10 protein-coding genes are annotated in these 14,106 nt (G+C 63.1%); 3 read left to right on the top strand and 7 right to left on the bottom strand.

The window, feature by feature from the left end:
• Nucleotides 1–218: 218 nt before the first annotated feature.
• Together JSS27_12110 and JSS27_12105 are read left to right on the top strand one after the other, a co-directional pair.
• Nucleotides 219–1,097: a hypothetical protein gene (locus tag JSS27_12110; protein ID MBS0209684.1), complete on the top strand. Its 879-nt coding sequence runs from the start codon at nucleotides 219–221 to the stop codon at nucleotides 1,095–1,097.
• Between the two features lie 387 nt (nucleotides 1,098–1,484).
• Nucleotides 1,485–2,348: a hypothetical protein gene (locus JSS27_12105; GenBank protein MBS0209683.1), complete on the top strand. Its 864-nt coding sequence runs from the start codon at nucleotides 1,485–1,487 to the stop codon at nucleotides 2,346–2,348.
• A gap of 411 nt (nucleotides 2,349–2,759) precedes the next feature.
• Here the strand turns inward: JSS27_12105 and JSS27_12100 are convergent, their stop codons facing one another.
• The 4 genes from JSS27_12100 to JSS27_12085 all read right to left on the bottom strand — a co-directional run bounded on the left by JSS27_12100 (nucleotide 2,760) and on the right by JSS27_12085 (nucleotide 8,443).
• Nucleotides 2,760–3,098 (bottom strand): P-II family nitrogen regulator, encoded by a 339-nt coding sequence (locus JSS27_12100; GenBank protein MBS0209682.1) that lies wholly within the window; start codon nucleotides 3,096–3,098, stop codon nucleotides 2,760–2,762.
• 494 nt (nucleotides 3,099–3,592) lie between these two features.
• Nucleotides 3,593–5,071 (bottom strand): J domain-containing protein, encoded by a 1,479-nt coding sequence (locus JSS27_12095; GenBank protein ID MBS0209681.1) that lies wholly within the window; start codon nucleotides 5,069–5,071, stop codon nucleotides 3,593–3,595.
• The gene (locus JSS27_12090) at nucleotides 5,068–6,723 is read right to left on the bottom strand and encodes a hypothetical protein (GenBank protein ID MBS0209680.1); all 1,656 of its coding nucleotides are present in this window, start codon (nucleotides 6,721–6,723) and stop codon (nucleotides 5,068–5,070) included. Before JSS27_12090 ends, JSS27_12095 begins: the two co-directional genes overlap by 4 nt.
• On the bottom strand, nucleotides 6,692–8,443 hold the full coding sequence (locus JSS27_12085; GenBank protein ID MBS0209679.1) for an Hsp70 family protein: 1,752 nt from the start codon (nucleotides 8,441–8,443) through the stop codon (nucleotides 6,692–6,694). The genes JSS27_12090 and JSS27_12085 overlap by 32 nt, the downstream gene beginning before the upstream one ends.
• 382 nt (nucleotides 8,444–8,825) lie before the next feature.
• Between JSS27_12085 and JSS27_12080 the strand changes: the two genes are divergently transcribed.
• On the top strand, nucleotides 8,826–10,301 hold the full coding sequence (locus tag JSS27_12080; GenBank protein ID MBS0209678.1) for a sulfatase-like hydrolase/transferase: 1,476 nt from the start codon (nucleotides 8,826–8,828) through the stop codon (nucleotides 10,299–10,301).
• Between the two features lie 179 nt (nucleotides 10,302–10,480).
• Here JSS27_12080 and JSS27_12075 read toward each other — a convergent pair whose 3' ends face one another.
• From JSS27_12075 to JSS27_12065, 3 genes are all read right to left on the bottom strand, one after another.
• A complete protein-coding gene (locus JSS27_12075; GenBank protein MBS0209677.1) occupies nucleotides 10,481–11,269 on the bottom strand; it encodes a hypothetical protein in 789 nt (262 codons plus the stop codon).
• Between the two features lie 277 nt (nucleotides 11,270–11,546).
• The gene (locus JSS27_12070) at nucleotides 11,547–12,932 is read right to left on the bottom strand and encodes a sigma-54-dependent Fis family transcriptional regulator (GenBank protein MBS0209676.1); all 1,386 of its coding nucleotides are present in this window, start codon (nucleotides 12,930–12,932) and stop codon (nucleotides 11,547–11,549) included.
• The gene (locus JSS27_12065) at nucleotides 12,929–13,792 is read right to left on the bottom strand and encodes a hypothetical protein (GenBank protein ID MBS0209675.1); all 864 of its coding nucleotides are present in this window, start codon (nucleotides 13,790–13,792) and stop codon (nucleotides 12,929–12,931) included. The genes JSS27_12070 and JSS27_12065 overlap by 4 nt, the downstream gene beginning before the upstream one ends.
• Nucleotides 13,793–14,106 lie beyond the last annotated feature (314 nt).

The raw sequence follows: 14,106 nt of genomic DNA, 5'->3' as shown, positions 1-14,106 counted from the left end.
CTCGCCAAACGGCCGAAATGCCGGTAATGGCGCTACTTTTGTCGCTTGCCCGGTGTTTCGACGGGGCGAAATACGTTGCTTTCCTCAGGTTCGTAGTTAGGCTAAGAGGGATGGGCGCTACCGCCCAGGGCGAAGGACTTTGCGCCTTGTTGTGCAGTCGCTGCGCGATCCTTATCGGAACAGATTTCTCAGGCTCTGGTTCGCTGGAGATTGTCACTATGACGTGGCGCGTTCATCGCATGCTGTTGGCCGGTCTGGTCATCGCCGTGGGCTTCGTGGTTTCCGCCAGCGCCGCCGAGCCGGCCGCGCGCAACCTCAAGCGCGGACAATACAATCCGTCGCAAAAGACGGTCGACATGTTCGATGCCATCCGCGACGACAAGGTCTCGGTCAAGGTCATCATGAAGGATGACTCGGAAGGCAAGCTAGTTATCAACAACAAGACCGACGAGCCGCTCAATGTGCGGCTCCCCAATGCGTTTGCCGCGGTGCCGATCCTCGCTCAAATGGGTGGCATGGGTGGTGGTATGGGCGGCGGCATGGGTGGTGGCATGGGTCAGCAGATGGGCATGGGTGGCGGCGGCATGGGTGGCGGCGGCATGGGCGGCGGTGGCATGGGCGGCGGCGGTGGCGGCATGTTCAGCGTGCCTCCAGAGAACGTCGATGGCATTGGCATCGTCAACGTGGCGGCCGAGAAGTCGAGCGACATTCGCCTGCCCGCGATTTGCCTGGAACACGGCAAACCTGATCCGCGTCCGTCGATGAACTATGAAGTCCGCCCGATCGAAGCCGTCACGACCAAGCCGGGCGTGGCGGAGATCATCACATTGATGGCGGCGGGCAAGCTGGAACGTCGCTCGGCGCAAGCGGCCGCGTGGCATCTGAACAACGGTCTAAGCTGGGAAAAGCTGGCGGCCAAGGAATTAAAGCAGTTGATCGGCGACCCGCTGCCGTACTTCCAACCGGCCGAGTTGCGCGTGGCGATGGCGGCCGCGGACTATGCCGTCAAGGAAGCGACCAAGCGTCCGGCCCCGGCCAGCCCCGGCGAAGCCGCCGCGAGCGAATCGAAAGCGACTGAAACCAAGCCGGCCAAGTAAGCGGCGGTTGCTGAATCAATCCAAGCCCTCGCTTGAGTCCTTCGAGCGAGGGTTTTTCTTGCGCTATGGATGCTCATTTCGCCTGGCTGCTTCGTTTCCATTGCGCGGCGAGTGCGATGAACACCCCGCCCTTTCAGGGCGGGGCAGGGGGGAGGGTAAAGACGTCGCAGGCCAAACGGCACAGCGTTCAGAAGTTTTAAACTGAGCGCGATTTCGATCGGCCCTCAACGCATTTACCCTCACCCGCTGCGCTACGCTCCGCGACCTCTCCCTTAAAGGGAGCGGTGTAAAATACGGAACTTCTCGCGCCGCCGCGCATCGAAAGTGGTGACGACACGTTCGTCATTCACACGGATCACAAATCATCTCTCGGCGGAGGAGCGGCACATGCGTTGGCGGATTTCCCAGTTGGCGGTGTTGATCGGCGCGTGCTGGCTCGCGGCGCTGCCGGAACTTGAAGCCGCCGCAGCCAAGCCGCGCGCGCGGCGCGTGAACGATTACGATCCGGCGGCCACGACGGTCGAGATGTTCGCCGCCATGCGCGACGATAAGATCAGCGTCCGGCTGGTGGCCAAGGATTCGACCGAGGCCAAGCTGAGAATCACGAATCACACCGCCGCGCCGCTGAACGTGCGGATTCCCGAATCGTTCGCCGCGGTTCATGTGCTGGCCCAGTTGGGCGGACCTGGCGGAGGCATCTTCGGCGGCCCGATGGGCCAGGGGCGCGGCGCGATGCTCGGCGGTTCGCAATCGCTCGGCATGGGACCGAACATGCAGAACGGGGCCGCCAATCAGAATCCCGGCGGCAACCCGGGCAATATCTTTTGCATTCCACCGGAGCGCGTCGGCGAAATGCCGGTCAAGGCCGTCTGCCTGGACTACGGCAAGCCCGACCCGCGTTCGGCATTGACCTATGACGTGCGCCCCTTCGATCAGGTGACCAGCGTGTCGGGCGTGGCGGAATTGTGCGCGATGATGGCCGCGGGCAAGATTCCGCGCCGCGTGGCGCAGGCGGCAGCCTGGCACCTGAACAATCACATGACCTGGGACGAGGTGGCCAAGATCAAGATCAATCCGATCCTGGCGGATCCTTACTCGTACTTCGACCCAGCCGAGATTCGCGCCGGCAAGCAAGCGGCTGAAGCGGCCCAGCGCGCGGCGGCCGAGAAACAAACGAAGACAATCAGCCCCGGTGAACTTGGAACGCCAAAGCTTGGCCCTCGGCCAGTTGAGAGTGCCATCACTCGATAGCACGCGCCGCGATTTTTGGTAGCACCGACAACTTGTTGTCGGTGTCGCGCAGCGACAAGAGGGCAATGGAATACCGGTCCTGAACCCTCTTGCGGCTGCGCCGCCCAGACAAGCAAGTTGTCTGGGCCACCCCACTAACAAGCGAAGGCTAGAGCGTTTTCCATTCGATGAAGTTTGCCTCGCCAGGCCGTCATTCCCGCGCAGGCGGGAATCTAGAGTGAAATCTTACCACTAGATTCCCGCCTGCGCGGGAATGACGGAACATGGGCTGGCGTTGTATTACTGGTTCAGAGAGCGCCCCGCGAAATTCGCTCCCTAAAAACAGTTAGCCCTCGGCAAGAATTACTTGCCGAGGGCTAACGTCTCGATACGCGGCGTGCGACGCATAGGGGCCTGGCCAGCCGCCTGTGCTTAGATGGCCGATTCCGAAGTCTCGCCCGTGCGGATGCGAATCACGTCCGCCAGGTCCGAGATGAAGATCTTGCCGTCGCCCACCTGGCCGGTGCGGGCGGTGTTGACGATGGTGTCGACCACGCTGCGGACGTCGTTGTTGCCGACGACCACTTCGACCTTGACCTTGGGAATGAAATCCACGGCGTATTCAGCGCCGCGATACGTTTCGGTGTGACCCTTCTGGCGGCCAAAGCCGCGCACTTCGGTCACGGTCATCCCCTTGACGCCCTTTTCGCTCAGCGCGTTCTTGACGGCCTCGAGCTTGAAATGGCGAATGACTGCTTCGATCTTTTTCATGGTTGCGTTCCTGGTGTGAAGAAGGCTGGTTTGGCTCGGCCGCCCAATCACATGCCGCCTGGGCTGGTTTTTTGTTGTCGAGCGTTTCGTCTTGCTCTTAAAGCAACGGGCGTGCCAGGACGAAAAAGATTTTTGAAATCGCGGCAAGCGATGTGGCGATAACGAGTTAGGTAGCTGCCAGACACTAGGCCCGCCAGCGCGTTTCGTCCGTCACACGGGGCGCGAAACGCGCTTCAATGCGCGAAGTAGATGACGCTAAGTCCTTGGCCCAAAGACCATTAGCAAGGCGCTCACAACCGCGCGACGCAATTCACAATAAAGTGACAACCTCGGGGTGGCCCAGCCGCTTGTCGGCTGGGTTGCGGCAGCGACAAGAAAAATGACTTGGCGTGCAAACGAGGCTATAGCATCGCTCGCTCTTCTCGTTGCTGCGCAACCGCGGCCGGCAAGCGGCCGGGCCACCCCGGGGCGCACGGCACACTCACTTTCGTGGCTTACCCCAGCAGCAACCGGAACGCTCGATACGTAATGTCCAGTGGCGCATTCCCCGCCGCCGCCGCCGGCAGGACGTAGCCCGAGTTCGACCAAAAGTCCTCGTCCTGAGTGAAGTGCTCGATGAGCTGCGCCGGGCTGAGGCAGTTGTCCAAGCAGAACTGCAGCAACCTGAGCGACGATTCGCGCGAGTCGGCGCGCACCGGTTCGTCGTCGCACAACTCGACCAGCAAGCGGCGCAGCAGCTCGGCGGGCCAGTCAACTTGTTCGATGTCGGGCGAATACGCTTCGACCGAATCGACCAGATTGCCAAACTGGTGCAATAGCAGTTGGCTCTCGACCCCCAGCGAACTGATCTGAATATAGAGCCGCGACGGCTCTTCGCTGGCCAGATAGTTCAGCAGCGCGGGCCGCCACTGGCCCCGATCTCCCGCCTCGGCCAGCAAGAGCAGATCGAGCAGCTCGGCGCGGACCAGCATCGTGCCGCGGGCCCCGTGCCAGGCCTGGCTGAAGGCGCGGCGTTCGTCGAGCCAGGCCAACAGATCGTAATACTGCGGGTCGGCGCCAAAGTCGGTTTCCAACTCGGTCAGGATTTCGCGCCACATCTTGCCAGCCGGCCGGTTGCGCAGCTCGGACGACGCCCCGTCGCGCGGATCGTGGGCCAGCCACAACTCGCGCACGGCCATCGACGACAACTGCCAGTGCAGCCCCCGCTCGCCGAACGTGCCGAGTCGACTACGACAGGCTGTGTAGGTGTCGATGATCCGCTCGACCTGCCCGGCCAGGCGTGCCTTGCACCAGACCACGGCCGCCAGCGTCGGCAGCCAACTCGGCACCGGTTGCACTTGGAACAGCCGTTCGGCCCGCGGCCTGAGCGCTTCGTCCGCGCTTTGTTCGAGTGCGCGGCGGTACAACTCAACCAGTTGGTTTGCCGCCGGCCCCACGCGGCACAGTCCTGTGACTAGCCAGTCGTTCGCCTCGCGCGCGGTGTCGACCTCGGGCGCGAGCAGCTTCAGCCAGTAGAGCCGGGCGTATAGCTCGGCATCGTCCGAACGCTGGTCAACGAACTTCGTGAGCCGCAGGTAGAGCTTGGTCAGGTCGCCATCGACGCCAGTTCGCCAGACGCTGGCCGGATCCTCGATTGCCGGGGCCGACGGCCAAGTGGGCGCGTCGCCATTGGTGGTTGCTGCGCTAGCCGCCTCTTCGTGGCTGGCTGTCGAGGCGTTGTCGTCAGCGTCATCGCCCCCTCGGATCGAGATGCCGTACTGCTCGCGGAACTCGACGTGGCGGAGGATCTGGTCGTACGCCTCGCGCACCAAGCGGAACTGTTCGGGGGCCTGCTCCGGCTTGAATCGCTTTAACAGCGCGTGATAGGCGCGGCGCAACTGTTTGCGGTCGACCGCCTCGGGCACACCCAGCAGCTCGTAAGAACCACGCGGCCAATCGCGCGGATCGTCAGGCAAGTGCGAACCGTCGCTCATGGAACCGATTGCCCCGCTGGCTGCTGCTGGCGACGACGCTGCATCTCCTGGAAAATCGCCATGCCCGCCGCCACATTTTCCTCATCGAGATGCTCGGGCAAGAACTGCGGACGCTGCCAGCGCGCCGCGGTCGTTTCCTCGTCTACGGGCGGCACTTGCGACGTGTCAGAAACCTTCGGTTGCCGGTCCCGTTTGCGATCGCGAGGCTTCTGTTCGATTGGCCTTGGTTGCTCGGCCTGGCGTTCGTAAGGATTAGGCTTGTCAGGGTCCAGCGCGTCGGGCGGCACGCCCATCAGCCTCAGAATCGCTTCGCCGGTGTACGGGCCTTCGACCGGCTTGTTCTTCAGTGGATGCCCGTCGGGCAGCAGCGCGCGGCGTTTACGCTCGCGCACGTTAGCCACGGCGCGCTCTAGTTCTTCCTGGCTCATTCTCAACTGCCCGCCTCCTGGGCCATTGATCGGTACTGGGGTCGGTTTTGGCGGCAAATTTGACAAACGCGGTCCTCTGCCGACGCCGACCTCGGGAGCTTTCGACTCGTATGGGTTCGGCTTGTCGGGATCGAGCACATCGCGTGGGACGCCTCGCGCCAGCAATTGTTCTTCGTTGAGCCGCGGCGCCTCCATCGGTTCGTTCTTGAGCGGATTCCCGTCGGGCAACCGCTCGCGGCGCTTCTGCTCGCGAATCAAGAACACCGAACGCTTCACAGCGTCCCGCGAATTGCTGAGATTCTGAATCTGCCGCCTTTGCGTATCGGTCAGTACATAGTTCGACGTCGGCTTCGACTTGGAATAATCGTTCAGCAAGAATCGCGCTCCCCCCAACGCCACGCCGATCACCACCCAGACCCAAGGTCCGGCATGCAGGAACGCGACCTTGGGACTCCCTTTCACCTTGGCGTCATGGTGCAGCTTCTTGGCCTGACGCTTCAGCTTGTTCAGCGGCTTGCCCGCCTCGTGGGCCTCGGCCAGCCGGCGGACAAAGACCCCGTCGAACCGCGCCACCTGCGGATAGTCCTGCGATAGCTCCGGCGCGGCCTGTTGCCACTGGCGCGGGTTGGTCGACGATTCGGTGGCCGGCAGATGACGCTGCTGGCCGCGCTCGGCGGGCGACAAGGTGAACAGTCGGGCCAGGTGCCGCGCCATGTCATGCACGGCGGGACTCTCGCTTTGCATCTGCTGGGGCGTCCAATCGAGCGCCGGCTCGAACGCGGCCAGTTGCTTGCGCAGCGCCGGGAACGGCGCACTCTCGTCCCACTGCATTCGCCAGCGCTCGCGTCGAACGTCGGGATTCAGCTCGAAGAACCCCTTGCGCAGCTCGGCAATTTGCTCGCGGAGTTTGGCCTCGACCGGACCCAGAAACGGCGCCGCCACGTGCAGCGCCGCAACCGCCTCATCCGCCCGTTCGGCCTCGACAGCCCGGACAGCTTCGTAGGCGCGAACAACCTCGACGGCCGATTGCCAGGCCTCGTTCGGCAGAAAGCCTTCAATCTCGACCTGCTTTAACAGCGCCACGCGATGGTCGACGAGCGAAGTGGCCCCGTCCAGGCGCAGCTCCTCGCGCGCCCAGGCCAGCACCTCGGTCGGTACCGCCGGCACGTCAGTAGGCACTGTCGGCACCAGTTCAGCCTTGATCGTCGTTCCAGGCTGAATCATCAGCGGCTCCGGGGTCGAAGCGATCGAGGAACATTTGCAACTCCAGCCGATACCGTTCTACCGCGTCGGCCGGACCTTCTTCCAGCACTTGTTCAAAGCCGCCGATCAATTCGTTGAGCAGGTGCCGCTCGTCGAGGGCCAATTCGCGGTAAATCCGTTCGGCCCGGCGGATCAGAAACCGGTTGACGGCTTCTTCGCGCGGGTGGCGTTTCAGATCCTCCATCTTGGCCACGGCCTCGGCAATCTGACCCGCCGACAGTCCGCGAGCGTAGCGCGTGACCACGTGGGTCACCTTGCGCTGGGTCTCGACGATCGTGGCTTCGATTTCGAGCACGCCGTTCAGATCGTAGGTAAAGCGGATGTCGAGTTCCTGGCCCGGCGGCCCTGGCGGAATGCCCTGCACCTCGAACTGGCCCAGGAACAAGTTGTCGGCCACGCGGCGGCCTTCGCCTTGGTAGATCTTGACGCTCACTTCGCGCTGGTTGGCGCGCAGCGTCGCCACGCGCTCGCAGCGACTGACCGGGATGGTGGTATTGCGATTGATGATCGGCAGGAAGTAGCCATCGCGGTGCTCGTGGCCGACTTTGCGAGTCGTTTCGATGCCCAGGGTAAACGGCGCCACGTCAGTCACCACCAGGTCTTCGACGTTCACATCTCGGGCCACCAGGCCGGCCTGGACCGCGGCCCCCAGGGCCACGACCTCGTCGGGGTTCAAGCGGCAGCGCGGCGGCTTGCTGAACATCTGCGTCACGCGCTCGATGAACATCGGCATCCGCGTAGCCCCGCCGACCAGGATCACTTCGTCGATGTCGGCCGGCTTCAGGTTCGTGTCCCCCAACGCTCGCCGGATGGGCAACTCCATCCGGGCCAGCAAAGACGCGGTGCCGGACTCGAACTGTTCGCGCGTGACCGTGATCACCTGCGAATCGTCGTGGAAGTGGCCTTCCCGATCGGGGACGCGCAGCGTGGCGTCGGCCTGGCGCGATAGTTGGCACTTGGCCAGCTCGGCTTGCTGGATCATCCGCGACACCAGATGGGGCGCTTCGACCTCGGTTCGCTCAAAGGCCAGTCCCACGCCCGTCATCACCCGGGCCGCCAGCGATCGGGTGAAGTCTTCGCCACCCAGGAAGTTTTCGCCGCTGCTGGCGCGGACTTCCAGGACGCCGCTGCACAACTCGACCACCGAGACATCGAACGTACCGCCGCCGAGATCGAGGACGACGAGAACTTTTTCTTCTTCCTGTTCGTGCAGACCATACGCCATAGCCGCCGCCGTCGGCTCGTTCAGAATACGTTCGACTTGCAGGCCGGCGATCCGCCCGGCGTTCATCGTGGCCTTGCGCTGGTTGTCGTTGAAGTAGGCGGGTACGGTGATGACCGCGCGCTCGATCGGCGTGCCCAGGTGGGCCTCGGCGTCTTCTTTCAGCGCGCGCAACACCAGCCCGGACAGTTGCTCGGGCGTGTACGTGCGACCGGCAAGCTGGACGGTCCAGTCGGAGCCCATGTACCGCTTGAACAGCGACGTGCAGCGGTCGGGATGCAACACCAGCAGCTCTTTGGCCTCGCGACCGACCAGCAGCTTCCCCTCGGGATCGATCCCCACGACCGACGGTGTCAGCCGTTCGCCGAGCGCGTTCGAGATGATTTGCGGGCCGTCCGCGGTCAAATGGGCCACGGCCGAGTTGGTGGTCCCTAGATCAATACCGACAATCGTTCCCATGACGGTTCCTGCCCTCGGGCGTTTCCTGCTGGCTTGCGGCGCACCGAATATTGTGATGCACGGCCCGGCGCGGCTCAATCGTTGACGTCGATTTTTGTCTTTTGCCCGCCGGTGCGTTATGAAGGAAGGACGATCGAAGCCGGCCCCAGGTTCCGGCCCGCGTAGTTTTTTACCCCCAGCGGAACAAAGTACCAGCAGCGTTTGGCGGGAAACCAGCCATCGTATGGCCGAATAATCAGCTCACGTTTGCGTTCCGCGAAGCGTCATTCCCGCGCAGGCGGGAATCTAGAGTGAAGTCTTACCACTAGATTCCCGCCTGCGCGGGAATGACGGATGGCCAGCAATGGTCTTGCGTACGCTACGAATCAATCGAGACTCAAACATGAAGACCAATCCAGGCGTCATATGTAGCTTGTTGTTCGTGATTCTGTTAGGCGCCGTGTCGACGGCTGCCGCCGTCGAGCGGCCAAACTTTGTCGTCGTGCTGGCTGACGACCTGGGTTATGGCGACCTGGGTTGCTTTGGCCACCCGACGGTTCGCTCGCCAAATCTCGACCGGCTGGCCGCCGAGGGGTGTCGGCTGACGCAATGCTACTCGGCCGGCGCGGTTTGTTCGCCGTCGCGCGCCGGCTTGATGACCGGGCGCACGCCCTGTCGGCTGGGAATCAACAACCACATCCCCCAGTTGTCTCCTCTGCACTTGCAGGCCAAGGAATTGACCGTGGCCAAATTGCTGCAGGGCGCAGGCTACGCGACGTGCCACGTCGGCAAGTGGCACCTGTGTGGCAAGTTCAACGAGCCTTCACAGCCGCAGCCCAAGGACCACGGCTTTGACTACTGGTTCAGCACCCAGAACAACGCCATGCCCAGCCACAAGGATCCGAGTAACTTTGTCCGCAACGGCGAGCCGTGCGGGACGATCTCGGGCTATGCGTCGCAGATCGTGGCCGACGAGGCGATCGACTGGCTGTCGAACCAGCGAGATCAGGCCAAGCCCTTCTTCCTATACGTTTGTTTTCACGAGCCGCACGAGCCGATCCGTACCGCGTCCGAGTTCGCGTTGCAATACGACGCGATCGAGGATCCGAGCACGAAGAACTATTTCGGCAACATCACCCAGATGGACCATAATCTCGGGCGGCTGCTGGCGACGCTCGACCGGTTGAACCTGCGCGACAACACGCTGGTCTGGTTCACTAGTGACAACGGCCCGGCCCGGACCAAGTATCACAATGCCGGCTCGGCCGGGGGCTTGCGCGAGTTCAAGGGGCACGTTTACGAAGGGGGCATCCGCGTGCCGGGCATCGTCCAGTGGCGCGACAAGATCAAGCCAGGCTCGACCAGCGATGAACCGGTGTGCGGTATCGACTTGCTGCCGACGGTTTGTGCCATAGCAGGTGTGGCCGCGCCGGCCGATCGGGTGATCGACGGCCAGAACGTGTGGCCCTTGCTGACCGGCGAAAAGTTCGCGCGCGAGAAACCGTTGTATTGGCAATATCCGCTGTCGCAGACGCCGCCAACGGTGGCCTTGCGCGCGGGCGATTGGAAGATCGTTGGCCAAGTAAGCGAGCGCCCGACCACGTTGCAGCCCGTCGTGACCGAGCAGAGCATGCACGCCCTGAAGACGGCCGAGTTGGCGCAGTGCGAGTTGTACAACCTACGTGACGATCGGGCCGAGACGAACGACCTGGGGACTATGCAGCCCGAGCAGTTCGCTGCCATGCGGGCGTTGCTCGAGGCGAAATACAAAGAGGTCCGCGCCGAGATGCCGGTCTGGCCGTTGTTCAACGCGCCGAATCTGGACGGCAAGCAGATCGAATGGCCGAACTACACGGCGCCTCCGCTGAAGAAGAAGTGAGGGCCGAGTAGTCAGTTCGCGGTCACAGTATAGTAGGCGTCATTCCCGCGCAGGCGGGAATCTAGTGGTAAGACTTCACTCTAGATTCCCGCCTGCGCGGGAATGACGGAACAGTTCCGCATGAACCAGTTCCCGTGGGGTACCCGGTACTTGGCCTACGGGAAGCGGCCGGCGGGAAACTACTTCCCCGCCGGTTTCTCGCTTTTCGGCGGTTCGAGTTCCAGCACGATCTTATCCCACGGGATCAACTGCCCCAGGTGGATCGGCTCGCCGGCATAGGCGTGCCATTTGGTCTGTTGTTCCGGCGTTAGGATTTGTTGCGATTCGAGGTCGGCTACCTTGCGCATCAGGAACATCCGTCCCACGGCCAGCGGCGACAGGTGCTCATGGCCCTCCTTCAAGCGATCGACCTTGTCGCGCAGCAACTTGGCCACGCCGTCCAGTTGCTTGAACTGCTCATCGGTCAGGGCGAGTTGCTTGCGCCCGTCGTCGGTGACCATCGCTTGCACGCCTTGCAGTTGCCGTTCGAGCTGTTCGAGCCGATGGCGTTGCTCGGGTCGCAGAATCGCCATGACGTGCTGGCGATACTTCGGCGCCAGGCGCTGAAACTCGCCCAGCATCAAGCGGGTCCGCTCCGACTCGGGCTTGCTGGCCAGCTCGAGCGAGAAGTTGGCCAGGTCGTGCTTCAACTCCTCGCGGTGCGCCTTGATCTTGGCCACTTGCTGGCTGTCGAGGTGCAGCACGCGGGCGACGCCGTCGAGAAACGCGTCGACCAACAGCAGGGGGATGAACAGGACGGTCGAGATCATCCCTTCGATGATGTCGCTAAAGACTTGCGCCATGGCGTTGCCGGCGATGGCGCCGAAGTCGAGGCCGAACTGCCAGGCTTTTGATCCCGCGGGCCAAAGCCAGCCAGCCGCTCCGGCAAAGGCCAGCGTTTGCAGGAACCTGCGACGAGCGGCACGCATGAGGAGCCCCCTTTTTGAAAAGCGGTGTCAGGGACGCCGTCAGCTTAACGCGCCGCCGCGTGTTTCGCGCCTTGATTGTGTCACGCAGCGGTTTCCCAACCCTCGCCCCTTGCGGGAGAGGGTGGTTCGCGTCAGCGAACCGGGTGAGGGGTAGCCCTCAGGCTGGCGCGATTCGAGGTGGAGAGTGGACCCTCATCCGGCCTTCGGCCACCTTCTCCCGGTGGGAGAAGGGTTAGTGCGCGCCCGGTGATGATGGATGCCGATTGCCGGCACCCTTTCAATTCCGAAACCGTTCGGCGTCTAGGTCGGCGTTTTTCATCAAGCGATAGAGCGTGCCGCGCGGCAGTCTCGCCTCTTCGGCCGCCAGTTTCACGTCGCCGCGGTAGCGGGCCAGCAGGTCGGTCAGGTATTGCCGCTCGAACCGTGACATGTACTCGTCACGCATGGCAAAGTAGCCGCGCCCGCTGGCCGTCGTCGGTTCGTCGGCCCGGACGATCAAACTCTCGGGCAGATCGTCGAGCCCGATCATTCGATCGCTCGACAGGGCGATGGCTCGGCGGATCACGTTCTGCAGCTCGCGCACGTTCCCCGGCCAGCGGTAATGGGACAGCACCTGGTACGCCTCGGGCGTGATCCCCATCAGGTCGCGCTGCATCTCGCGCGAATAGCGGGTGGCGAAATACTCGGCCAGCAAGCCCAGGTCGTCGCCGCGTTCGCGCAAGGGGGGCAGCTCGATTCGCACCACGTTGATCCGGTAATATAAATCCTGGCGGAACTGGCTCGACGCGATCATGGCCTCGATGTCGCGCCCCGTGGCGGCCACCACGCGAACGTCGATGTCGATTTCGGCCCGGCCGCCGACGCGGCGAATCTTGCGCTCTTGCAGCGTGCGCAGCAGCTTGGCCTGGAGCAGCAGCGGCAGCTCGCCCAATTCGTCGAGGAAGAATGTGCCGCCGTTAGAGAATTCCAACAGGCCGATGCTTCGATTGTCGGCACCGGTGAACGCCCCCCGCTCGTGACCAAAGAACTCCGACTCGAGCAGGTTCTCGGGAATAGCGCCGCAATCGACCGCCACGAACGGCCGCTGGGCCCGCCGGCTGCGGCGGTGCAACGACCGCGCGACCAACTCCTTGCCCGTGCCCGTCTCGCCGATGACCAGCACCGGCACGTCCGAGTCGGCCACACGTTCGATCGTGTCGAAGACGCGCTTCATGGCCGGGCTGGTGCCGATGATGTCGTCAAAGATGTAAGGCCGCTCGACCTGCCGGCGCAGCAATTCGTGCTCGGCCGCCAGGTGCCGCGTGGCCAGCACGCGATCGAGGCAGGCGAACACATCGTCACGCGCCGGCGGCAATCGCAGCACGTCGACCGCGCCGCGGCGCATGCAATCGATCACCTGCTCGACCGACGGCTGCTCGGCCAGGAACACCACCGGCACATCGTCCCCCGCCGCGCGCAGGCGCTCGATCAGCGCAAAGCTGTCATCCGCCAGGGCCGGCAAGCTGGCGATCACGGCGTCGAAGTCGTCGCGCTCCAGGTGCTTGAGCGCGATTTCCAGGTCCTCGGCCTGCACCGTTTCGGTGCCGGGCCGGTCGGCCAGCAGCGTTGCCAGCGCCGCGGCCGAGGCCACATGGTCGACGATCAATAGTCGGGCCGCGTTCATCCGGTCCCTTCATCCTGATTAGGTTCGTCGTCGAACTGGGGCAACTGACCCATGAATCGGTTCAGGTCGATGCCGCCGCGCTGCTCTTCTTCCAGCAGTTTGAGTCGGGCTTCGAGCCGTTCGACCCGGCGAATCAGCAAGGGGACCGCCTGCTTCGACTCGTCGACCGGTCGCGTGCGCGGCACGGTCGGATAGTTCAGGTGCCGTTCCAAGGCGGCGAACAGCCATAGAGGGTCTTTCTGCCGATGGGCCAGCGCGATCATCCCTTCCTTCTCGCCGAACAGGACCGGCGCGGCGTCCTCGGTGGTCAGTCCGCGCCGCGCCCGGGTGGTGGCATAGGCTTCGCTGCGCACATAGATCAGGTCGGCAAAGTCGGCAAAGCCAACCTGGCGGCGGACGATCAAGACCCAATCGCGCCAGGCTTCGTCGTAGAACGGATCGCGCGAGACCGCTTCGAGCCCGCGGTCGTAGCCGAGCCGATTGCGGCACAGGCTTTCAAACTGATAGATGAACAGCCCCTGCGCGGTCGGCGTGCCCGACATGTAGCGGGCCAGCTTTTCCAGGATTTCGGCAGCGACCAGAAAGTCGAACTTGCCCCGATCTTTCTCGGCCTCGGCCATGACGAAGGTCTGGAACGGCGTGAAGTAGTGTCCCAAGCTGGCCATCGCCGGCGAGAGGCGGCCCGACAGTTTCAACTCGGCCGAGAGGAATTCGAGGGCCATCGGCAGCTTGGTGACGGCCAGCACTTCCTCGCGCAGCCCGGTGATCAGGTCTTGCGTGGCGATGTTGCGCTGCATTCGCTCGGCCAAAGCGCGAAAGAAATAAGCCTGTTCGACATATTCTTCGCGATCGAGCTGCATGGTGTTAGTCGACCCGACTCAGGAACGGTTGACCAAAAAATGACGAATGACGACCAACCACGACGACACAAAGACGATTCGATTTGAACCGCTAAGGCGCAAAGGACGCAAAGATGATGAGTACGAGATTATGGCGGGGACGCAAGCAATGTCCCCACCCCCTTCTTTGCGTCCTTTGCGTCTTTGCGGTGAAAAATCTCCGTTCTGCCGTTGTGGTGCATGTCTTTGCCTTCCGGGGCTGGCAACTTATCTCGCCTCGCCTGGTCGCCTATAATGGGGCGGTCTCTAACATGATGATGGAAGACCGGTCGATC

The sequence above is a fragment of the Planctomycetota bacterium genome (assembly GCA_018242585.1).
Taxonomy (GTDB): Bacteria; Planctomycetota; Planctomycetia; order Pirellulales; family PNKZ01; genus JAFEBQ01.
Note: the sequence above shows the minus strand (reverse complement) of the source record. Positions and strands in the feature narration are given on the sequence as shown.

Coding starts and splice junctions, on each gene's coding strand:
- JSS27_12110 (MBS0209684.1), top strand. CDS start 219: ATGACGTGGCGCGTTCATCGCATGCTGTTGGCCGGTCTGGTCATCGCC.
- JSS27_12105 (MBS0209683.1), top strand. CDS start 1,485: ATGCGTTGGCGGATTTCCCAGTTGGCGGTGTTGATCGGCGCGTGCTGG.
- JSS27_12100 (MBS0209682.1), bottom strand. CDS start 3,098: ATGAAAAAGATCGAAGCAGTCATTCGCCATTTCAAGCTCGAGGCCGTC.
- JSS27_12095 (MBS0209681.1), bottom strand. CDS start 5,071: ATGAGCGACGGTTCGCACTTGCCTGACGATCCGCGCGATTGGCCGCGT.
- JSS27_12090 (MBS0209680.1), bottom strand. CDS start 6,723: ATGATTCAGCCTGGAACGACGATCAAGGCTGAACTGGTGCCGACAGTG.
- JSS27_12085 (MBS0209679.1), bottom strand. CDS start 8,443: ATGGGAACGATTGTCGGTATTGATCTAGGGACCACCAACTCGGCCGTG.
- JSS27_12080 (MBS0209678.1), top strand. CDS start 8,826: ATGAAGACCAATCCAGGCGTCATATGTAGCTTGTTGTTCGTGATTCTG.
- JSS27_12075 (MBS0209677.1), bottom strand. CDS start 11,269: ATGCGTGCCGCTCGTCGCAGGTTCCTGCAAACGCTGGCCTTTGCCGGA.
- JSS27_12070 (MBS0209676.1), bottom strand. CDS start 12,932: ATGAACGCGGCCCGACTATTGATCGTCGACCATGTGGCCTCGGCCGCG.
- JSS27_12065 (MBS0209675.1), bottom strand. CDS start 13,792: ATGCAGCTCGATCGCGAAGAATATGTCGAACAGGCTTATTTCTTTCGC.